This is a genomic window from Limnohabitans sp. T6-5 (assembly GCF_003063315.1).
In the GTDB taxonomy this organism is placed as follows: domain Bacteria; phylum Pseudomonadota; class Gammaproteobacteria; order Burkholderiales; family Burkholderiaceae_C; genus Limnohabitans_A.
This window is the reverse complement of the sequence record NZ_NERV01000004.1, coordinates 178624-200357: the sequence shown is the minus strand read 5'-3', so window position 1 is coordinate 200357 and position 21734 is coordinate 178624. Positions and strand designations below refer to the sequence as shown.

Below are 21734 nucleotides of genomic sequence, written 5' to 3'. Positions count from 1 at the left end.
ACGGCGATAATCCGTCTTCATCGTTTATAACTTGCTTGTGAGGAGATTTCATGTCAGAGAACAAATCGTATCCATTGAGTTTTACCGGGCGAGGCAGCGAATATTTCAAAATCTGGATTGTCAACATCTTGTTGAGTATTTTGACTTTGGGGATTTATTCGGCCTGGGCCAAGGTCCGCACTCAGCGTTGGTTTTATGGGCACACCGTGCTGGATGGTCAGTCTTTCACTTACCTGGCCACGCCACAGCAGTTGCTCAAGGGGCGATTGATCGCTTTGGCGGTGATGGTGGTTTATGCCTTGTCCAGCCATTTTTTGCCCATCTTGGCGGTGGTGCTGATGGTGGCTTTGTTTGTGGCTTCACCTTGGTTGGTGGTGGCTGGCCTGCGTTTTCATGCCCGCATGAGTGCCTACCGAGGCATCCGTTTTGACTTCACGGGCAGCGTGAAAGAAGCGGCCGTGGTTTATGTGTGGCTGCCTTTGCTGATGCCCTTCACTTTGGGGCTGATCTTGCCGTATTTGAGCTATCGGCAAGTGCGCTTTGTGGTGGATCACACCCATTATGGTGACACGCAGGGGCGTTTCCAGGGCGGCGTCAAGCAGTTCTGGAAGGTGTACCTGATCGCATTCTCCTTGTTGCTGATCCCTGTGGTTTTGGGCGTTCTGGGGTTTTTCGTTGCGCGGTCAAGTCCCTTGCTGGCCGCCTCGATGATGGGTGGCGCCGTGTTTCTGTTTTATGCCGCCATGCTGGCGGTCGGTGGCTACGTCATGGCGCGTTTGGGAAATCTTTATTTCAACCACAGCAGCTTTGGCGAGGTGGGGTTTGAGAGCCGTTTGCGTGCCCGCAGCCTGGTTTGGATCTTCTTGTCCAACGTGGTGTTGATGGCTCTGACTTTGGGCTTGTTTTACCCTTGGGCGCGTGTTCGTCTCGCACGTTACCGTGCGCAGCAGTTGAGCATCCAGTCTTCGCAGCCTCTGGATATTTTTACGGGCGAACGTGTGCAGGCCCCCGGTGCTGCGGGGTCCGAGCTGGCCGATGCCTTTGATGTCAGCGCAGGCTTGCTGTGAACAGTTTTGAGGCCGATTATTTTGATGGCCTCAGCGCACGCGGTCATTCGGTGCAGTTGTCCATTCGCGAAGGCGTGCTCAACTGGGTGTCGGATACGGTGTCGGGCTCGGCGCCGCTGACGCAGTTGCGTTGGGACCCGGCTGTCGGGCAGACCCACGCGATCATTCACCTGAACGATGGCGGCATGTTCCTTGTGCATGACCGTGCATTGGGCGCTCATTGGCCCCATGCCGCGGGCGTTGGGCTGGAGCGTTGGGCGCAGGTGCTGGAGGGGCGGATGCTGTACGCCTTGGGCGCTTTGCTGATGGCCGGTGCACTGGTCTTTTCAGGTCTGCGCTGGGGCGTGCCTGCCGCTGCCCAGGTGGTGGCCGGGATGTTGCCCGAACAGATGGCGCAGATCGTTGGGGACCAAACCTTGAAGGTGCTGGAGGGCATGTGGCTGGCGCCCTCACAGCTTCCTGAGACGCGGCAGCACGCGCTGGCCCAGCAGCTGGATGCGTTGTGCAAACGTGCAAGCTGCCCCCCCTATCAGCTCCTGTTTCGACAAGGCCAGCGCATCGGTGCCAATGCCATGGCGCTGCCCGGAGGGGCGGTGGTGGTGACCGATGAGCTGGTATTGCTGGCCCGCCACGACGAAGAAATTGTGGCCGTGTTGTCGCATGAGCTGGGGCATGTGCATGCAAGGCATGGCTTGCGCATGGCCTTGCAGTCGCTGGGCGCGGGCGTGATCCTGGTGGCCATCACCGGTGATCTGGGCAACGTGTCCGATGTTGCTGCCGGATTGCCCGCGCTGTTGCTGCAAACGGGTTATTCCAGAGGCATGGAGCGCGAGGCCGATGACTTCGCATTGCATTGGCTGCGAACAGCTTGCGTGTCACCACAGCGCTTTGCCGACATCTTGCAACGCTTGGACAAGCGCCCCACAGAGACAGGCTTGTTCGACAGCCACCCCGGCACAGCCGAGCGCATCCGCCAATTCAGTCAAGCATCGAGCTGTTGAAGGCAAATGTCGGACTTTGCGAGTGCCGAACTGCAAGGCTGTTTTGTAGGTCGGTGGTCGAAGACCCCGACGTTGTGCTGATCAGAATGTGTTGTTGGATGCGCTCACCCCCAAACAAACACGGGGCCCGAAGGCCCCGTGTTTGTTTGCAAAGTGCGCTTACATGTTGCGGCGGTACTGCCCACCCACCTCAAACAGCGCATTGGTGATTTGACCCAGCGAGCAGACGCGCACCGCATCCATCAGCACTTCGAACACGTTGCCGTTGTCGATCACGGCTTGTTGCAGGCGCTTGAGCATGGCGGGGGACTCTTTCGCGTGCAGCGCGTGGAAGTCGTTCAGGCGCTTGAGCTGGCTCTGCTTTTCTTCTTCGGTCGAGCGGGCCAGTTCCAGCGTTTCCATGACTTCGTCGCCCTTGGGGTTGCGGAAGGTGTTGACGCCGATGATGGGCAGCTCGCCGGTGTGCTTGAGCATCTCGTAGTGCATCGACTCGTCTTGGATCTTGCCGCGCTGGTAGCCGGTTTCCATGGCGCCCAGCACGCCGCCGCGTTCGGCGATCTTCTCGAACTCGGCCAGCACCATTTCTTCGACCAGCTCGGTCAGCTCGTCGATGATGAAGGCGCCCTGGTTCGGGTTCTCGTTCTTGGCCAGGCCCCACTCGCGGTTGATGATGAGCTGGATCGCCATGGCGCGGCGCACCGAGTCTTCGGTGGGCGTGGTGATGGCTTCGTCAAACGCGTTGGTGTGCAGGCTGTTGCAGTTGTCATAGATCGCGATCAACGCCTGCAGCGTGGTGCGGATGTCGTTGAACTGGATCTCTTGGGCGTGCAGCGAACGGCCCGAGGTCTGGATGTGGTACTTCAGTTTTTGGCTGCGCTCGTTCGCGCCGTACTTCTCTTTCATGGCCACAGCCCAGATGCGGCGTGCCACGCGGCCGAGCACCGTGTATTCTGGGTCCATGCCGTTGCTGAAGAAGAAGCTCAGGTTGGGCGCGAAGTCGTCAATGTGCATGCCGCGCGCCAGGTAGGCTTCCACAAAAGTGAAGCCGTTGGACAGCGTGAAGGCCAGCTGGCTGATCGGGTTGGCCCCGGCTTCAGCGATGTGGTAGCCGCTGATGGACACCGAGTAGAAGTTGCGCACGTCGTGGTGCACAAAGTACTGCGCGATGTCGCCCATCACCTTGAGGCTGAACTCAGTCGAGAAGATGCAGGTGTTTTGGCCCTGGTCTTCTTTCAGGATGTCGGCCTGCACCGTGCCGCGCACATTGGCCAGCACCCATTCCTTGATCTTGGCGGTTTCTGTCTCGGTGGGCTCGCGGCCGTTGTCGGCCTTGAACTTGTCGATGTTCTGGTCGATGGCCGTGTTCATGAACATGGCCAAGATGGATGGCGCGGGGCCGTTGATCGTCATCGACACCGAGGTGGTGGGGTTGCACAGGTCAAAACCCGAATACAACACCTTCATGTCGTCCAGCGTGGCCACGTTCACACCCGAGTTGCCGATCTTGCCGTAGATGTCCGGACGCAGGTCGGGGTCGTTGCCGTACAGCGTGACCGAGTCGAACGCGGTGGACAGGCGCTTGGCAGGCAGACCCTCTGACACCAGCTTGAAGCGGCGGTTGGTGCGGAAGGGGTCGCCTTCACCGGCGAACATGCGGGTCGGGTCTTCGCCCTCGCGCTTGAAGGCGAAGGTGCCTGCGGTGTAGGGGTAGCTGCCGGGCACGTTGTCCAGCATCAGCCACTTGAGCACTTCGCCGTCGTCTTCGTATTGGGGCAGCGCCACCTTGCGGATGGTGGTGCCTGACAGCGATTTGGTGGTCAACGCGGTGCGAATCTCTTTGTCGCGGATCTTCACCACGTACTCGTCGCCCGCATAGGCTTTTTGCATGTCGGGCCACTGGGCCAGCAGTTTCTTGGCCGTGGGGTCTTGGATTTCTTCCCGGGCCACGGCCAAGTCGATGGCGGCTTCTGCCGCTTTGGCGCGGCCGGGCTTGCCTTCTTCGAGCATGCGGGCCGCAGCGCGCAGTTGCTGGATTTCGCGGGCCAGACGGGCCTGCGCGATGGCGCGCTTTTTGTAGCCGCGCACGGTGTCGCTGATCTCGGCCAGGTAGCGGGTGCGTGCAGAGGGCACCACTGGGTTCTGGTGGGTGCTGTGGCGCACGTTGACCACGGGCAAACGGCCCTCGGTGGTCTTCATGCCCAGCTCGCCCAAACGCACCTTGAGCGCTTGGTACAACGCGGTCACGCCGTCGTCATTGAAGCGGGCGGCCATGGTGCCAAACACCGGCATCTGCTCGGTCGGCACGGTCCAGGCTTCCTTGTTGCGCTGCACCTGCTTGGCCACATCGCGCAGGGCGTCGCTCGCGCCCTTGCGGTCAAATTTGTTGATGGCCACAAATTCGGCAAAGTCCAGCATGTCGATTTTTTCGAGCTGGCTGGCCGCGCCGAACTCGGGCGTCATCACATACATGGGCACATCCACATGCGGCACGATGGCGGCATCGCCTTGGCCAATGCCTGAGGTTTCGACCACGATCACATCAAAGCCCGCCACCTTGCAGGCCGCCACCACGTCGGGCAGGGCAGCGCTGATTTCACTGCCGAAGTCACGCGTGGCCAGTGAGCGCATGAACACGCGCGGGCCTTGCGACCAAGGGCTGATGGCGTTCATGCGGATGCGGTCGCCCAGCAAGGCACCACCGCTCTTGCGGCGCGAAGGGTCGATGGAAATGACGGCCACACGCAGCGCGTCGTCCTGGTCCAGGCGCAGGCGGCGGATCAGTTCGTCGGTCAGACTCGACTTGCCCGCACCGCCGGTGCCGGTGATGCCCAGCACGGGCACTTTCTTTTGCGTCGCTTGTTCGCGCACTGCTTTGACAACGCCCGCATCGGCCTTGTCGTTTTCCAGCGCCGTGATCAGCTGGGCCAGAGCGCGCCAGTTCATCTCGCCGTGGCCCTGAATCGCGGCCACATCTTTGGGGGCCAGGGGGCTCACGTCTTTATCGCAGCGCATGACCATCTCGCCGATCATCCCGGCCAGGCCCATTTTTTGACCATCTTCGGGGCTGAAAATCCGCACGCCGTGCTCGGCCAGGGTGCGGATTTCGGATGGCACGATCACGCCACCGCCGCCGCCGAACACCTGGATGTGCTCGCCACCCCGGGCTTTGAGCAGTTCCACCATGTAGCTGAAGTATTCGTTGTGCCCGCCCTGATACGAGCTGATGGCGATGCCCTGCGCATCTTCTTGCAAGGCTGCGGTGACCACCTCGTCCACCGAGCGGTTGTGGCCCAGGTGGATGACTTCGGCGCCCATGCTTTGCAAGATGCGGCGCATGATGTTGATGGCCGCGTCGTGGCCGTCAAACAAAGAGGCGGCGGTGACAAAACGCACTTTGTTGGTAGGGCGGTATTCGGCCAGGGCCTTGAATTCAGCGGACAGGTCGGTCATGGGGTGTCTCCGGGGGCGTGAGCAAGGGCGGAATGATTGACGTTAACGTAAACGTCAACTAAAACCCGCATCTTATCCGCTGATGGCTTGCCTGTCACTGACGTTCAGGGTTTATGCGGGCAAAGTCCAGTGGTGATTGGCGGTTTGGGATGAGATTGCCCCGTCAACGGCAGGCTGGGCATTTTGAAGGCGCTTTGCCCTGCAAGCGATCGCCCGCAGACCACCAGCCCCTGCGAATCGCCAGTTGGGCGCAAAAAGTTATGATTGCCTGAACATCTACATACTGCCACCCGTAATGCTTGGTGGCGCCGGAGATTGCCATGAGCCGAATCGTTGACCCTGAGAAGAAAAAAGCCTTGTGCGCCCGACTGGCTCGCATTGAGGGTCAGCTGCGCGGTTTGCAGCGCCTGATCGAGTCGGATGCCGACTGCGAAAAAGTGGCCCAGCAAATGGCCGCCTCGCGCAAGGCGCTGGACAAGTCCTTTTTTGCCATGGTGGGCTGCATGATCGAGCAGGGCGACCAGTCGCCCCAGCATGTGGCCGAGATGTTGACCAAGTTCGCTTGAAAGTGGTGATGCCATGAACCCCATCCAGCTGTTTGACCCCGCCTCCTGCACCTACACCTATGTGTTGTTCGACGAGGCGTCCCGTGAGGCCTTGATCATTGACCCGGTCGATGAGCAGTTGGCGCGTGACTTGGCCGTGCTGCGTGAGCAGGGGCTGACGCTGCGTTGGGCGGTCGAGACCCATGCGCATGCGGACCACGTCACCAGCGCCGGTCGACTGGCGGAATTGACCGGCGCCCAAACGGCGGCGCCAGCAGGTTGTCACATCGGTACAGCGACGGTGCAGCTTGAAGACGGGCAGGTGCTCACGTTTGGTGCGCAAAGCCTCAAGGCCCTGCTGACGCCCGGGCACACGGCGGGCAGCATGAGCTTTTATGGGGTATCAGGGCAGACCTCGCAGGTGTTCACGGGTGACACCTTGCTGATCAATGGCTGCGGCCGCACCGATTTCCAGTCGGGCAGCCCCGAGGCGATGTACAACAGTTTGACGAATATCTTGTTCAAGCTGCCTGCACAGACAGTGGTTTGGCCGGGCCACGACTACCAGGGCCGCACCCATTCCAGCATCGGGCATGAGATGCTGCACAACGCCCGGGTGGCGGGCAAAACATTGACGCAATTTGTCGAGACCATGAACAACTTGAATTTACCCAGACCGAAGCGCATGGACGAAGCCGTGCCTGCCAATCTGACTTCGGGCCTGCGCCATGATGCAGGCGGCGACGCCCTGATGTCGGTGCGCCCTGTGCAGGGTTATGCCGGTGATGTGAGTCCGCAACTGGCCTGGGCCTGGGTGCAATCGGGCGAAGCGGCGCTGGTCGATGTGCGCACCGATGCCGAACGCGCCTGGGTCGGCTTTGTGCCCGAAGCCCAGGCCCTGGCCTGGAAGCAGTGGCCGGGCATGGCGATGAACCCGGAGTTCGATGCGAGCATTCAGACCCTGGGCGCGGGGGGCAAAAAATTGGTGCTGCTTTGCCGCAGTGGGGTGCGATCGATAGCAGCGGCCCAGCGCGCCAGTGAGCTGGGCCTGCAGGCCTACAACATCCTCGAGGGCTTTGAGGGCGACCCGGACAGCCATGCCCATCGCGGCACAACCGGCGGCTGGCGCTTTCACGGCCTGCCCTGGCGCCAGGCCTGAACCGGTTGATCCGGCGCGCCGAAATCTGAATTGGTTGCGCCAGGTCCCCCGTAGGTCGGTGGCTTCAGCCCCGACATGGGCCTGAGCCGAAGCGGACAAATGTCGGAGCTGAAGTTACCGACCTACGGGGGCAAGTATTTGTAGGTCGGCGGCTTTAGCCCCGACATTGCTGGCTCCATTACAGTCTGCGGGTCGGCACTGTTGCAGCTGACCTACAACAGCCTTGAGCATTGAAAACTTCACAGGACCTGATCAATTGCGGCCATGTCGGCTCGGCCAAGTCAGATGGCCAAAACCTGAGCCCTGTGTGACTGATGCAGGCAGGCGGCGGGCGATAAACTGCCCTGATGCACTCCGCCGTTGAACACCTCCTTGCCCGCATCGACGCCAAGCGCGACGAAGTCACTGCCCTCACTCAGGACCTGGTGCGCATTCCCACCGTCAACCCACCGGGCGATGCGTACGAGGCCTGCGCCCATTTCATCGGTGAACGGTTGGCCAAAAAGGGCTTTGCGGTGGAGTATGTGCGCGCCATCGGCGCGCCGGGTGACAGCGACAGCCACCCGCGCACCAATGTGGTGGCCCGCTGGCAGGGCGTGGCCCCTGGCGAGTGCGTGCACTTCAACAGCCACATCGACGTGGTCGAAGCGGGGTCGGGCTGGACCTACGAGCCCTTTGGCGGGCAGGTTGCCAACGGCCGTGTGTATGGCCGGGGCACCTGCGACATGAAGGGGGGGCTGGCGTCCAGCATCATCGCCTGCGAAGCCCTGATCGAATCGGGCCTGCCGATCCCGGGCGCTTTGGAAATCAGCGGCACGGTGGACGAAGAATCAGGCGGCTTTGCCGGGGTGGGCTACCTGGCCGAGCGCGGTTACTTCAGCAAGCCGCGTGTGCACCATGTGATCATTCCCGAGCCTTTGGGGGTGGACCGCATCTGTTTGGGGCACCGGGGCGTGTGGTGGGGCGAGGTCGAGACGCATGGCCGCATCGCGCATGGCTCCATGCCGTTTTTGGGCGACAGCGCCATCAACCACATGAGCGCCTTCATCCATTTGCTGGAAACGCAACTGCAGCCACGCCTGCAAGGCCGCCGCACCGCCGAGCCGGTGGAGCCGCCGGGCGCACGCGTGAGCACGCTCAACATCAACAGCATCCACGGCGGCCAGGTCGAGCAGCATTACGCCAACGACGAGCGCGGCTGGCCCACGGCGCAAACGCCCGCGCCGGTGGTGGCGCACAGCTGCCGCACCGTGCTGGACCGGCGTTTCATTGCCGAAGAAAACCTCGAAGCCGTCAAGCAGGAAATCATCGACATGCTCGACGAACTCAAGCGCACCCGGCCGGGCTTTGACTACGGCATCCGCGACATCATGAGTTTTGTGCCCACCGCCACGCCCAGGGACGCGCCGGTGGTGGACGCTACAGCCCGCGCCATTGCCCGCGTGCTGGGTCGCGAGCCCAGCTACATCGCCAGCCCCGGCACCTACGATCAAAAGCACATCGTGCGCACAGGCAAGCTGCAAGACTGCATCGCCTATGGCCCGGGCATCCTCGATTTGGCGCACCAACCCGATGAATATGTGGGCATTCCGGAGTTGGTCGATTCGGCCAAGATCATGGCCGTGGCCTCGCTGGACCTGACCGGCTGGTCACGCAGCATGGTCTGAGGGGCTGCGCCTCAATGCGCGGTTCAGCGCAGGCAGTATTGGCTTTGGCGCAGGCGCCATGTCGGGGCTGAAGCCACCGACCTGCAAATACCGCCCTCGCAGGTCGGTACCTTCAGGTCCGACGTTGGTGGTTTTGGCGCAGGCGCCATGTCGGGGCTGAAGCCGCCGACCTACAAATACCGCCCTCGCAGGTCGGTACCTTCAGGTCCGACGTTGGTGGGTTTGGCACAGGCGCCATGTCGGGGCTGAAGCCGCCGACCTACAAATACCGCCCTCGCAGGTCGGAATCTTCATTTCCGACGTTGGTGGTTTTGGCGCAGGCGCCATGTCGGGGCTGAAGCCGCCGACCTACAAATACCGCCTTCGTAGGTCGGCACCTTCAGGTCCGACATTGGTGGTTTTGGCGCAGGCGCCATGTCGGGGCTGAAGCCGCCGACCTACAAATACCGCCCTCGCAGGTCGGTACCTTCAGGTCCGACGTTGGTGGGTTTGGCACAGGCGCCATGTCGGGGCTGAAGCCGCTGACCTACAAAATGCCGGGAGGCTTTTGGGCGATCATGGTCTGGTTGCCCATTTCGTAGGCGTGGGACAGTTTCAGCAAGTCCAGATCGCCTTGCGGTTTGCCAATCAGTGACAGGCCCATGGGCAGGCCACCGGGGCCAAATCCGGCGGGCACGCTGATCGCGGGCAGGCCCGCAAAGGTGGCGTAAATCACGACTTCCATCCAGCGGTGGTAGGTGTCCATGGTCCGGCCTGCGACGCTTTGCGGCCAGCGCAGGTTCACATCAAACGGCCAGGTTTGCGCCACCGGGATGGCCAGCACATCAAAACGCTCAAACAACTGCAACATGCACTGAAAAAAGCGTGTGCGTGTGGCGCTGGCCGACATCAGCTGAGCGCCAGTGAGGGTGAGCGATTGGTCGTGTTCCCACAGGGCTTCGGGTTTGATTTTTTCGCGGTTGGCAGCGTTCACCAAAAACGGCGCCACACGCGGCCCGACCAGGGCTTGCCGCCAGACCAGCCAGGCTTGCCAGACCTGCTCGGGCGGCATGCCCAGCACGGCCTCATCCACCTGACAGCCCATGTCCGACAGACTGCCCAGCGCCGACTGGCAAACGTCCAGAATGCCGTCTTCCATGGGCAAATAGCCTTGGAGGTTGCCGAGCCAACCGATGCGCGTGCCTGTGGGATCGCTGTCCAGGCTGCCCGCAAACACGGCAGCGTCCTGGCTCAGGCTCAAGGGGCTGGCGGCATGCGGACCGGCTTGCACCGACAGCAGCATGGCCAGGTCGCGCACATGCCGGGCCATGGGGCCTTCGGTGCCCAGTTGCGCAATGAACACGTCTTGCGCGGGCCACATGGGCACGCGCCCTTGAGAGGGGCGCATGCCAAACACATGGTTCCAGCCGGCGGGGTTGCGCAAGCTGCCCATAAAGTCTGAGCCATCGGCGACGCAGAGCATGCGCTGGGCCAAGGCCACGGCCGCCCCACCGCTGCTGCCGCCCGCGGATTTGCTGGGGTCCCAGGCATTGCGCGTGGCACCAAACACCTCGTTGAAGGTGTGTGAGCCCAGGCCGAATTCGGGGGTGTTGGTTTTGCCAACGACGATGGCGCCTGCGGCTTTCATGCGAGAGGCCATCAAGCCGTCTTCGCTGGCCACAAAGTCTTTCATCAAGGGGCATCCCAGACTGGTGCGCAGGCCTTTCACATTGGCCAGATCCTTGATGGCCTGGGGCAGGCCATGCATCCAACCCAGGGAGTGGCCCCGAGCCAGTTGCGCATCACGTTCGTCGGCCTGCGCCAGCAGGGCGTCGCTGTCCACGCGGCTGACGATGGCATTGCTGAGTGGGTTGAGGCGGTCAATTTGCGCCAGTGTCGCCTGCATGACTTCGCGGCATGACACTTGCTTGGTGTGTATCGCACGAGACAAATCGAGTGCACTGGATTGGGTAATGTCCGGATAAGCGTTCTGCATGTTTGGATTTATAGTGTTCTGAGCAAGTTTGTCTTGTCCCCCTATTGACTGGAGTGATTCATGAAGCGTCGTTCTCTTTTCGCTGTTGCGGCTTTGGCGGCTGCGCTGTGTGCACCATTGGCCGTGCAGGCCCAGGGCAAAACCCTCAAGGTGGTGCCGCATTCCAACATCACCATCCTCGACCCGATCTGGAGCACGGCGTTTGTCACGCGCAACCACGGCTACATGATTTACGACACCCTGTTCGGCACCGACCTGGCTGGCAAGGTCAAGCCCCAGATGGTGGACAAGTGGAACGTCAGCAAGGACAACCTGACCTGGACCTTCACCCTGCGTGACGGCCTGGAGTTTCACGACGGCAAAGCCGTGACCAGCGAAGACGTGGTCGCCTCCATCAAGCGCTGGACCAGTCGCGACAGCTTTGGCGGCGTGCTGGCCAAGAGTGTGGACAGTTATGCCACGCCTGACGCCAAGACCTTTGTGATCAAGCTCAACAAGCCCTTTGGTGTGATGCTCGAAGCGCTGGGCAAACCTTCGTCCAACGTGCTGTTCATCATGCCGGCTCGCATTGCCGCCACGCCCGGCAGCGAGCAGATCAAGGAAAACATCGGCTCCGGTCCCTACAAGTTTGTGCCTGCTGAATACAAGCCCGGCGAGCGTTTGGTGTATGCCAAAAACGAAAAATACAAACCACGCAGCGAAGCGCCTGACGGCACGACTGGCGGCAAGAACGTGTACCTGGACCGGGTGGAGTGGGTCATCATCCGCGACCCGCAGACGCAGTTCAATGCACTGGTGGCTGGTGAGGTCGACATCGTCGAGCAACCCACCTTTGAGCAATACGCTTCGCTCAAGGCGCAAAAAGACATCCAGCTGGTGGACGCCCAGCCTGCAGGCTTGCAGTTCATCCTGCGCTTTAACCACCTGCATGCACCGTTCAACAACGTGAAGATCCGCCAGGCCGCCATGGTGGCGCTGGGCCAAGAGGCGCACCTCAAAACACAGGTCGGCGCACCCGGCATGTTCACCTTCTGCAAGAGCATGTACCCCTGCGGCACACCCTTGGCCAGCGACAAGACCGGCATCTACACCGGCATGGCCGACCCCAAGAAAGCCGCTGAAATGCTCAAGGAAGCTGGCTACGACGGCACGCCCGTTTTGCTGATGCGTCCGACCGACCTGGCCGCGATTGCCAAGCTGCCCCTGGTGGCCAAGCAGCAGCTGGAAGCTGCAGGCTTCAAGGTCGACATGCAGCAAATGGACTGGGCCACTTTGGTGGCACGCCGCGCCAAGAAAGACGCACCGGCACAGGGCGGCTGGAACGCCTTCATGACCGCCTGGACGGCGGGCGACATCTTGAACCCCTTGACCATGGCCATGATGAACGCCGCGGGTGACAAAGGCTGGTTCGGCTGGCAAGACGACAAGCAGATCGAAGACCTGAAGGTCAAGTTTGCCCAGGCCACCACCGACGCCCAGAAAAAGCAGATCGCCGAGCAGATCCAGCTGCGCGCCATGGAGACCGCCACGCACGTGCCACTGGGCCAGTACTTCAACCCCGCAGCGCTGCGCAAAAACATCTCGGGCCTGGTGCCCGGTGGTGCGCAGGTCTACTGGAACATCAAGAAGAACTGATCTGACGCTCGGGCGCTTGGCGTCTGGCAGGGCTGGGACGGTTTCGTCCAGAGCCTTGCCCGGCTTGCGCTTCCTGCGCTGCAGGCCCCTTTCCTTCGACCTTCGGAACCCTTCATGCTGCGTTTTTTGATGCAGCGCCTGCTGGCGCTGATCCCTGTGCTGTTCACGGTGGCGGTCATCGTGTTCCTGATCCTTCGGCTCACGCCGGGGGACCCGGCTGCCGTGATCGCGGGCAACAACGCCACCAACGAAGACATTGACCGCATCCGCGAACAACTGGGCTTGACCAAGCCCTTGTTCACGCAGTTCGGCATCTGGTTGTCCGGCGTGGTGCAAGGCGATCTGGGTTATTCGTTTTACCTGAACAAACCGGTCACTGAGCTGATTGCCCAACGCATTGAGCCCACGCTGTCGCTGGCGGCGGGCACCATGCTGATTGCGGTGTGTCTGGCCGTGCCCCTGGGCACGCTGGCCGCCTGGCGTATGGGCGGTTGGTTGGATCGGTTGTTGTCGGGTTTTGCGGTGGCCGGGTTTTCGGTGCCGGTGTTTGTGATCGGCTATGTGTTGATTTACGTGTTTGCAGTGGAACTGCAATGGTTGCCGGTGCAGGGCTATCGGCGCTTGTTTGGCCTGTCTGCGCAGGGTGTCGGCGCCTGGGCCTACCAATTGGTCTTGCCCTGGGTGAGTCTGGCCACCATTTATGTGGCATTGATCGCCCGCGTGACCCGCGCCAGCGTGTCCGAGGCATTGACCGAAGACTACATCCGCACGGCCCGGGCCAAGGGCGTGACCGAGCAGGCCGTGTTGTTGCGCCATGCGCTGGCCAATGCGGCGGTGCCCATCGTCACGGTGATCGGCATCGGCATTGCGCTCTTGATTGGTGGCGTGGTGGTGACCGAGACGGTGTACGCCATTCCGGGCCTGGGCTCGCTCACGGTGGACGCGGTGCTCAACCGCGACTTTCCAGTCATTCAAGGGGTGGTGCTGTTTTTCAGCGTGCTCTATGTGTTGATCAATTTGCTGGTCGATTTGAGCTACCTGTGGCTCGATCCCCGCATCCGTTACTGAGTCGCTTAAACGCATGACTGCACTTTTTCGCAAATTGATGGCCAACACCTCGATCCGTCTCGGCGCTGGCGTGTTGGTGCTTTTGATTCTGATCGCGGCCATCGCGCCCTGGCTGGGCACGGTGGACCCGGCCGCCATGGATTCGGCCAACATCAACACCCTCTCGGGAACGCTGGGGCAGTTTGCCTTGCTGGATGGCTCCAGCGTGGCCCACACCTTCTGGATGGGCGCGGACAACTTTGGCCGCGACATCTACAGCCGCGTCTTGTTTGGCACCCGGGTGTCTTTGCTGGTGGGCCTGTTTACCGCCACGGTGGCCCTGGCCATTGGCGGTGTGCTGGGCATGCTGGCCGGCTACTTTCGACTCATGGATGCGGTGCTCATGCGCTTCATGGATGGTCTCATGGCCATCCCTGCGATCTTGCTGGCCATTGCGCTGGTGGCAGCCTTGGGCGCGCAGTTGTGGACGGTGGTGGTGGCCATCGCAATTCCTGAAATTCCCCGTGTCACGCGGCTGGTGCGATCGCTGGTGCTGACACTGCGCGAGGAGCCCTTTGTTGAAGCCGCACGCGCTTTGGCCACGCCCACGCCGGTCATCTTGCTCCGCCACATCCTGCCCAACGCGATGGCCCCGCTGATCGTGCAGGGCACCTTCATCGCGGCCAGTGCGGTGCTGACCGAAGCGATTCTGAGCTTTTTGGGGCTGGGCTTGCCCGCCGACATTCCGACCTGGGGCAACATCATGGCCGAGGGCCGCGTGCAGTTCACCCAGTACCCGGGCAACGTGCTGTTTCCTGCGCTCTTTCTGGTGCCCACGGTGCTGGCCATCAACCTCTTGGGTGACGGCCTGCGTGATGTGCTGGACCCCAAATTCGCGAAGCGGGGCGGCGCATGACACAGACCGCTTCTCAAGCCGTTCTTTCCATTCGCGGCCTCTCGGTCGCCTTGCCCTCGGGCGGTGACCGGGCGCACGCCATCACCGAAGTGTCGCTCGACATCCTGCCGGGCCAGACCTTGTGCGTGGTGGGCGAGTCCGGCTCGGGCAAGTCCGTCATGGCCACCACCGTGATGGGCCTGCTGCCCAAAGAGCTGCAGCCCGTGGCGGGCGATGTTGTTCTGCAAGGCGAGTCCTTGCTGAATGCCTCTGCGCTGCGGCTGCGCCAATTGCGCGGCAAGGCCATGGGCATGGTGTTCCAAGAGCCCATGACGGCCCTGAACCCGGTCATGAGTTGCGGTGACCAGGTGGACGAACTGCTGTCCACCCACACCGACTGGCCTGCCGACCAGCGCCGTGCCGAAATTTTGCGTGTGTTCGAGCGGGTCAAGCTGCCCGACCCGGCGCGCATGCTGCGCAGCTTTCCGCACCAACTCAGCGGTGGGCAGCGTCAGCGCATCGTGATCGCGATGGCCGTGATCTTGAAGCCCGCATTGCTGATTTGCGACGAGCCGACCACCGCGCTCGACGTGACCACGCAAAAAGAAATTTTGCGATTGATCGCCGACCTGCAGCGCGAGCAGGGCAGCGCGGTGCTGTTCATCACCCACGACATGGGTGTGGTGGCCGAGATCGCCGACCAGGTGCTGGTCATGAACCAGGGCCAGGCGGTGGAAAGCGGCGACTGCGAGCAGGTGCTGCGCCGCCCTCGCGCCGAGTACACGCGCCAGCTTTTGGCCGCCGTGCCCGGCATGACGCCGCCGCCCGCCAAGCCAGAGCCTGCGGGGCCCGCCCTGCTGTCGGGCCAAGGCGTGTGCAAGACCTACATCAGCCACGACTGGCTGGGCCGCAGCCGACCCACGGCCGCCCTCATGGACGCGGCTGTGGCCGTGTGCGCAGGCGAAACGGTGGGCATCGTGGGCGAGTCGGGTTCGGGCAAGTCCACCTTTGCGCGTTGCCTGATCCGTCTGATCGACCCGACCGAAGGCCAGATTTTTTGGGGCACCGACGATGTGGCCCGCATGCCCGAGGGCCAATTGCGGCCGCTGCGCCACCGCGTGCAGGTGGTGTTTCAAGACCCCAACCGCTCGCTCAACCCCCGCCGCACCGTGGGCCAGTCGATGGTCGAAGGCGCGATGAACTTTGGCCAGACGCGTGAGCAAGCTGAAGCGCTGGCGGTGGAACTGATGGCGCAGGTGCGTTTGCCGGTGGAGGCCTTGAAGCGCTACCCCAGCCAGTTCAGCGGAGGCCAACGCCAACGCTTGGCGATTGCCCGCGCGCTGGCTTGCCGCCCGCAGGTGCTGGTGGCCGACGAGGCCGTGAGCGCGCTCGACGTGAGTGTGCAGGCCCAGATTCTGAATTTGTTGCGTGAGGCGCAGTCCCGCCTGGGGCTGGGGCTGCTGTTCATCACGCACGATTTGCGCGTGGCCGCCCAGCTGTGCGACCGCGTGATCGTGATGCACCAGGGTCGCATCGTGGAGCAGGGCCGCACGACCGACCTGTATGCCAACCCGCAACAGGACTACACCCGGCGCTTGTTTGACGCCGCACCGGCCGCATTGCCACCCCTGGACTGAACACAAGAGACGCTGCATGACCCGCATCCTGATCGCTGGTTACCAGCACGAAACCAACACCTTTGCGCCGAGCCTGGCCGATTGGGCCGCCTTCAACACGGGCGAGAATTTTCCGGCCTTTGTGCGCGGGCAAGCCATGCAGACGCAACTCACAGGCATCAACATCCCGGTGGGCGGCTTCATCGACGCGGCCAAGCGCGAAGGCTGGCAGCTCGTGCCCTCGGCCTGGGCCGGGGCCACGCCTTCTTCGTATGTGACCCGTGACGCTTTTGAGCGCATCAGTGCAGCCATCCTCGAAGACGTGCGCTCTGCCATGGTGCAAGGGCTCGATGGTGTGTACCTCGATTTGCACGGCGCGGCCGTGGCCGAGCAGGCTGACGACAGCGAGGGCGAGTTGATTGCCCGCATCCGTGCGGTGGTCGGCCCGAAACTGCCCATCGTGGCCAGCCTGGACCTGCACGCCAACGTGACCGAACGCATGCTGCGCCTGGCCGATGGCCTGGTGTCGTACCGCACTTACCCGCACATCGACATGGCCGACACCGGCGAGCGTGCCGCGGTGCTGATGCGCGAGCACCTGCGCGCAGGCACCAAGCGCCCCGTGCAGGCCAAGCGCTTGCCCTTCTTGATCCCGCTCAACGCGCAAAGCACCTGGATGCAACCGGCGCAGGCGCTCTACGACACACTGAGCAGCATCGAAGCCGAGACGGGCTGCATGCTGAGTTTTTGCATGGGTTTTCCGGCCTCGGATTTTGCCGAGTGTGGTCCGGTGGTTTGGGGCCATGGCGGCTCCGTCGACTCGGCCGTGCAGCGCCTCTATGAACAGGTGAGCGAGCCTGGCCAGTGGCGACCTGATGTGCTGCCCGCACGCGAAGCCGTGGCCCAAGCCCTGTCGGTGGCCGAAACCGCCAGCGCCCCGGTCGTGCTGGCCGACACGCAGGACAACCCCGGCGCAGGCGGCGACAGCAACACCACGGGCATGCTGCATGCCCTCTTGCAGCAAGGCGCGGGCAAGCGCTGGCCCGGTCAGGTGGCTTTGGGTTTGCTCTATGACCCGGCGGTGGCCCGCAAGGCCCACGAAGTGGGTGTGGGTGCCAGCCTTGACTTGGCTCTGGGCAAGGCTGTGCCCACCTTCACCGGCCAAGACAGCGACCCGCCCGTGCAAGGCCGATTTGTGGTGCGCGCGCTGGGGATGGAAGACTGCGAACTCAAGGGCCCGATGATGACGGGCGTGAAGGTCCGCATTGGCCCTTGCGCTTGCCTTGAAATTGATGGCGTGCTGGTGGCGGTGGCCAGCGGCAAGATGCAGATGCTTGACCGCGAACTCTTCCGTGCCGTGGGCATTCAACCTGAGCAGATGAAGTTGCTGGTGGTGAAAAGCTCCAACCATTTCCGTGCCGACTTCACGCCCATCGCCAGCCGTGTGCTGGTGGCCAAGGCCGCTGGCCCCATGGCCGCCGACCCGGGGGACTTGCCCTGGAAAAAACTCAGCCCCCAAACCCGCACAAGACCTTGACACTTGTCCGTGACGCTCGGCCTTGACGGGCCTGGCGTGAACTCAACACCCCTTGGAGACCCGCATGAGCACCACCGACCTGACCCAATGCACCGCGCACGAACTTGTTCAGCTGTACCGCACCGGGCAGGCCAGCCCGGTGGAGGCCACGCAGGCGGTGCTCTCGCGCATCGATCGCATCAACCCGCAGATCAACGCGTTTTGTCTGGTGGACGCCGACCGTGCCCTGGCCAGTGCCCGCGCCAGCGAAGCCCGTTGGCAAGCGCACCGCAGCACCGGTGCTCCCGTGGGTGCGCTCGATGGCGTGCCCACCAGCATCAAAGACCTGATCCTCACGCAGGGCTGGCCCACGCTGCGCGGCAGCCGCACCGTGGACCCGAATCAGCCTTGGGAGGTGGATGCCCCCGCCACGGCACGCTTGCGCGAAGCGGGTGCGGTGCTGCTGGGCAAGACCACCACGCCCGAGTTTGGCTGCAAGGGTGAAACCAATTCACCCGCCACGGGGATCACCCGCAACCCCTGGAATGTGAACCACACGCCCGGCGGCTCGTCGGGTGGTGCGGCAGCGGCTGTGGCCGCAGGCCTGGGCCCGCTGGCCGTGGGCACCGACGGTGCAGGCAGTGTGCGCATTCCGGCCGCGTTTTGCGGCAACGTGGGCCTCAAGCCCAGCTTTGGCCGCGTGCCCGCATACCCGCTGTCGCCGTTCGGCTCGGTGGCGCACCTGGGCCCGCACACCCTGAGCGTGCGCGACGCCGCCATGATGATGAACGTGCTCAAAAAGCCCGATGCCCGGGATTGGACATCTTTGCCGCCTGAGGCGAGCGACTACACCGTGGGCCTGGAAGACGGCATCCGTGGCCTGCGCATCGCGTATTCGCCCACGCTGGGTTACGCCCACAACGTCCACCCCGAAATCGCAGCGGCGGTCGATCAGGCGGTGCAGAAACTCAAGGACCTGGGCGCCCATGTGGAGCACGTGGATCCGGGCTTTGAAGACCCGCTCGACATCACCACGGGCCTGTGGTTCCTCGGCGCCCACACCGTTTGGTCTGGCCTGACGGCCGAGCAGCAGGCACTGGCCGACCCCGATTTCCGGGCAGAGGCAGCCTTGGGGGCGCAATTGACGGCTCTGGATGTGCAGCAGCTCAACCAGCGCCGTGGCGTGCTGGGCTCGCACATGCGCCAGTTCATGCAGCGCTACGACCTGTTGGTCACGCCCTCGGTGTCGATTCCGGCTTTTGAGGCACGCCCTGCGGGCACGGTGCCGATGGACCCGGCCAGCATGCTGGGCTGGACGCCGTTCAGCTACCCCTTCAACCTGACGCAGCAACCGGCCATCACCGTGCCCTGCGGCTTGACGAAGGCGGGCTTGCCCATGGGCCTGCAGATTGTGGGTCCCATGTTTGGCGATGCGCTGGTCTTGCGGGCGGCCCGGGCTTATGAATCTGTTGCGCCGATCCAACGCCCCGGTATTTGATGGCGGGTCATAGGTGTGGGTCATATGTGTGGGTCAAAAGTGTCATTCACCATCCACACGCAAAGACTGGGTTGAAGAGATTTTTTCTCCGGTAATTACCCAATTGGGGAATGTGCATTTGGTGCTTTTGATGTATCTTTCTGTCAAAATTGACTAATGCCTGAATTTTTGCCATTGGTCAGGGTTTACAGCGCTTGCGGGTCAGTTCATTTCTCCGTTAACCTATAAAGTTCGCTCTCCGCAAATTGCTTGATGACAAATAGCGCATTTCAAGCGAGTTTTTTTGACCTGTTTTGTCGAAAAAATTGCGGTTTCTTTCTTCAGTGCATCAAAAGTGTCTGAAGTGATTATTTTTTGATTGTCTTGTTGCGGGGTGTCTTGTCGACCTCAGTGATCAAGCCATAGGAGTTCAAATGCAGTTGATCTGGGTGTCCGCACCTACCGCCAAAGTGGTGACACTGTCCATCACGGCTCGAACCGTCATGGTGGGGGTGTTGGTTGTGTCCAGCCTCTTGGTGGCATTGGGTGTGCTTTTCCATTTTGTGGGCTTGCGTGTGGCGGTGGAGTACGCACCTGAATTGGCCACGCGCATGGGGGGTGTGACCAGCCAGGGAGAACAGGACAAGGTGGAGGCTGCTTACCGCGCCAAACTGGAAGAAATCAACCAGCAATGGGGTGTGGTGACAGAGCGTTTGCAGCAACTTGAATCTTCCAAAAGCGATTTGTTGGTGCGTTTGGGCATCGAGAGATTGTTGACCGCTCCTGCTGATCGGAAAGCTCAGTCGCACGATGGTCGCGGTGGACCTCTCAAACTCCTGCCCCTTTGGGGCGGCGCACAAGCCAAGCCCCTGAGTGAGCAGATGACCTTGGTGTCACAGCAATTGCAGCAAATTGAACAAACAGTGTCGCAAACCCATGCGCAGTGGCAAAAAGACATGGACAAGCTTGACAAGTTGCCCACGGCGTTGCCTTTGGCCAACGATTTTTTGCTGACCAGCTCGTTTGGTGTCCGTTCAGACCCTCTGACCCACTTGCCCAGCATGCATGAGGGCATTGATTTTGTGGCGCCCGTGGGCACGCCCATTCAGGCTACAGCGGCCGGTCTGGTCCTGCGCTCAGAGCGAGCAGGGGCTTACGGCAACATGATTGAGGTTTCCCATGCCGATGGTTTTGTGACCCGCTATGCCCACTTGAAAACCGCCATGGTCCAGGAAGGTGCCGTGGTTCAGCGTGGCGACACGGTCGGTTTGCTGGGCAATACGGGTCGCTCCACCGGCCCCCATTTGCATTACGAAGTTATCTACAAAGGCCAAGCCATGCACCCTGCCAAAGCACTGGCCGCATGGGCAAAGCATTGATTGAAGCCGATCTGAAAAACAAGGAGACAGCATGTTTGGCAATAAAAAATCCAACACCACCCCGTTGGTGATGAGTCAGGAAAAATTCAACACACTGATCGGAAAAAACTCCGAGATTCATGGCTGCCTGCTTTTGAAAGAAAGCGTGCGGATCGACGGCAAAGTGATCGGCAACATAGAGGCACCCAGAGACCAGGACATTTCAGTGGTGATTGGCCCAACCGGTGAAATCCTGGGCGATGTGATCGCTGGCCGGATCATTGTGGCGGGCAAAGTCTCGGGGAACATCCACTCTTATGAGCGTGTCGAGTTGTTGTCCAGCGCGCTGGTTCAGGGCGACACCAAATATGCGTCAATTGCCGTGGAGCACGGCGCACGCTTGCTGGGCTTGCTGCTTCAGGTGGACGGTACGGAAGTGCCTGTTCAAACAGACCGCGATGCGCAGGACGCCATCCGCAAAGCACAAACAACGGGTGTTGAAGAGTAATCGGTCTGTGTGACGTTTGAATTCATTAAAATCGGGGCATGACATTTTTAGCCCTTGATGTTGGCAATACCCGTTTGAAATGGGCGTTGTACGACCGACCCAGCCCACAGGCTCACCTGTTGGCGCATGGTGCGGAATTTCTTGAAAACATCGACCGCTTGTCGGAAGGACCCTGGGCAGACTTGCCTGTGCCCGAACGCATGCTGGGCTGCGTGGTGGCGGGGGACGCCATCAAGCGCCGGGTACAAGAACAAATGGATTTGTGGGACTTCACACCTCAGTGGGTGGTGCCCAGCACTCAAGAGGCGGGGGTCATCAATGGCTACGATCACCCCTCTCGTTTGGGCTCAGACCGCTGGGTGGCAATGATCGGTGCGCGTCAGCGCATGCTGGCCCAAGGCGAGTCCAAGCCTTTGGTGGTGGTGATGGTCGGTACTGCCGTGACGGTCGAGGCCATTGACAGCGAAGGGTGTTTTTTGGGGGGCTTGATCTTGCCCGGACACGGCATCATGCTCAGAGCGCTGGAGTCAGGCACTGCGGGCTTGCATGTGCCCACGGGCGAGGTGCGGCCTTTCCCCACCAACACCAGCGATGCCCTCACCAGTGGCGGCACTTACGCCATTGCCGGTGCTTGCGAACGCATGGTGCAGCACTTGCGTGAACACACGGGGCAAGAGCCCAAGTGCGTCATGACGGGGGGGGCAGGCTGGAAAATGGCGCCCAGCATGTCCTTGCAATTCGAGCTGGTCGATAACCTGATCTTTGATGGCTTGCTGGCAATGGCGCAGCAGCGGTTTTCTTGAGCGTTGTTCTCATGC

Annotated in this window: 16 protein-coding genes and 1 pseudogene; 15 read left to right on the top strand and 2 right to left on the bottom strand. The window is 61.8% G+C overall.

Annotated features, from left to right (window positions below; translation table 11 throughout):
* The first annotated feature begins 50 nt into the window (after nucleotides 1-50).
* Together B9Z51_RS16305 and B9Z51_RS16300 are read left to right on the top strand one after the other, a co-directional pair.
* Nucleotides 51-1067, top strand: a complete 1017-nt coding sequence (locus B9Z51_RS16305; RefSeq protein ID WP_108376228.1) for a YjgN family protein — start codon at nucleotides 51-53, stop codon at nucleotides 1065-1067.
* Nucleotides 1064-2068 carry a M48 family metallopeptidase gene (locus tag B9Z51_RS16300; RefSeq protein WP_108376227.1) on the top strand — a complete coding sequence of 335 codons (1005 nt, stop codon included), beginning with the start codon at nucleotides 1064-1066 and terminating at the stop codon, nucleotides 2066-2068. Before B9Z51_RS16305 ends, B9Z51_RS16300 begins: the two co-directional genes overlap by 4 nt.
* 159 nt (nucleotides 2069-2227) lie before the next feature.
* Here B9Z51_RS16300 and icmF read toward each other — a convergent pair whose 3' ends face one another.
* Nucleotides 2228-5518, bottom strand: a complete 3291-nt coding sequence (icmF, locus tag B9Z51_RS16295) for a fused isobutyryl-CoA mutase/GTPase IcmF (protein ID WP_108376226.1) — start codon at nucleotides 5516-5518, stop codon at nucleotides 2228-2230.
* Nucleotides 5519-5838: 320 nt separating this feature from the next.
* Between icmF and B9Z51_RS16290 the strand changes: the two genes are divergently transcribed.
* From B9Z51_RS16290 to B9Z51_RS16280, 4 genes and pseudogenes are all read left to right on the top strand, one after another.
* Complete coding sequence (locus tag B9Z51_RS16290; RefSeq protein WP_108376356.1) at nucleotides 5839-6084, top strand: metal-sensitive transcriptional regulator; 246 nt, start codon at nucleotides 5839-5841, stop codon at nucleotides 6082-6084.
* Between the two features lie 13 nt (nucleotides 6085-6097).
* Nucleotides 6098-6610, top strand: a pseudogene (locus tag B9Z51_RS18930) (MBL fold metallo-hydrolase); the annotation flags it as partial.
* 204 nt (nucleotides 6611-6814) lie between these two features.
* Entirely contained in the window at nucleotides 6815-7222 is a 408-nt protein-coding gene (locus B9Z51_RS18925; protein WP_233255024.1) for a rhodanese-like domain-containing protein, read from the top strand.
* A gap of 347 nt (nucleotides 7223-7569) precedes the next feature.
* The gene (locus B9Z51_RS16280; RefSeq protein ID WP_108376224.1) at nucleotides 7570-8889 is read left to right on the top strand and encodes an acetylornithine deacetylase/succinyl-diaminopimelate desuccinylase family protein; all 1320 of its coding nucleotides are present in this window, start codon (nucleotides 7570-7572) and stop codon (nucleotides 8887-8889) included.
* Between the two features lie 526 nt (nucleotides 8890-9415).
* Here the strand turns inward: B9Z51_RS16280 and B9Z51_RS16275 are convergent.
* Nucleotides 9416-10864 (bottom strand): amidase, encoded by a 1449-nt coding sequence (locus B9Z51_RS16275; protein ID WP_108376223.1) that lies wholly within the window; start codon nucleotides 10862-10864, stop codon nucleotides 9416-9418.
* Nucleotides 10865-10924: 60 nt separating this feature from the next.
* Here B9Z51_RS16275 and B9Z51_RS16270 point away from each other — a divergent pair, with 60 nt between their 5' ends.
* The 9 genes from B9Z51_RS16270 to B9Z51_RS16230 all read left to right on the top strand — a co-directional run bounded on the left by B9Z51_RS16270 (nucleotide 10925) and on the right by B9Z51_RS16230 (nucleotide 21719).
* The gene (locus B9Z51_RS16270; protein ID WP_108376222.1) at nucleotides 10925-12499 is read left to right on the top strand and encodes an ABC transporter substrate-binding protein; all 1575 of its coding nucleotides are present in this window, start codon (nucleotides 10925-10927) and stop codon (nucleotides 12497-12499) included.
* A gap of 114 nt (nucleotides 12500-12613) precedes the next feature.
* Nucleotides 12614-13567 carry an ABC transporter permease gene (locus tag B9Z51_RS16265; RefSeq protein ID WP_108376221.1) on the top strand — a complete coding sequence of 318 codons (954 nt, stop codon included), beginning with the start codon at nucleotides 12614-12616 and terminating at the stop codon, nucleotides 13565-13567.
* A gap of 13 nt (nucleotides 13568-13580) precedes the next feature.
* Nucleotides 13581-14462, top strand: coding sequence for an ABC transporter permease (locus tag B9Z51_RS16260; RefSeq protein WP_108376220.1), 882 nt, complete (start codon nucleotides 13581-13583; stop codon nucleotides 14460-14462).
* On the top strand, nucleotides 14459-16078 hold the full coding sequence (locus B9Z51_RS16255) for an ABC transporter ATP-binding protein (protein ID WP_108376219.1): 1620 nt from the start codon (nucleotides 14459-14461) through the stop codon (nucleotides 16076-16078). The genes B9Z51_RS16260 and B9Z51_RS16255 overlap by 4 nt, the downstream gene beginning before the upstream one ends.
* A 16-nt stretch (nucleotides 16079-16094) precedes the next feature.
* Nucleotides 16095-17594, top strand: coding sequence for a M81 family metallopeptidase (locus B9Z51_RS16250; RefSeq protein WP_108376218.1), 1500 nt, complete (start codon nucleotides 16095-16097; stop codon nucleotides 17592-17594).
* 64 nt (nucleotides 17595-17658) lie between these two features.
* Nucleotides 17659-19071, top strand: a complete 1413-nt coding sequence (locus B9Z51_RS16245; RefSeq protein WP_108376355.1) for an amidase — start codon at nucleotides 17659-17661, stop codon at nucleotides 19069-19071.
* Nucleotides 19072-19484: 413 nt separating this feature from the next.
* On the top strand, nucleotides 19485-20429 hold the full coding sequence (locus tag B9Z51_RS16240) for a M23 family metallopeptidase (RefSeq protein ID WP_108376217.1): 945 nt from the start codon (nucleotides 19485-19487) through the stop codon (nucleotides 20427-20429).
* 31 nt (nucleotides 20430-20460) lie between these two features.
* On the top strand, nucleotides 20461-20916 hold the full coding sequence (locus B9Z51_RS16235) for a polymer-forming cytoskeletal protein (RefSeq protein WP_108376216.1): 456 nt from the start codon (nucleotides 20461-20463) through the stop codon (nucleotides 20914-20916).
* A 38-nt stretch (nucleotides 20917-20954) separates the two neighbouring features.
* Nucleotides 20955-21719 carry a type III pantothenate kinase gene (locus B9Z51_RS16230; protein WP_108376215.1) on the top strand — a complete coding sequence of 255 codons (765 nt, stop codon included), beginning with the start codon at nucleotides 20955-20957 and terminating at the stop codon, nucleotides 21717-21719.
* Nucleotides 21720-21734 lie beyond the last annotated feature (15 nt).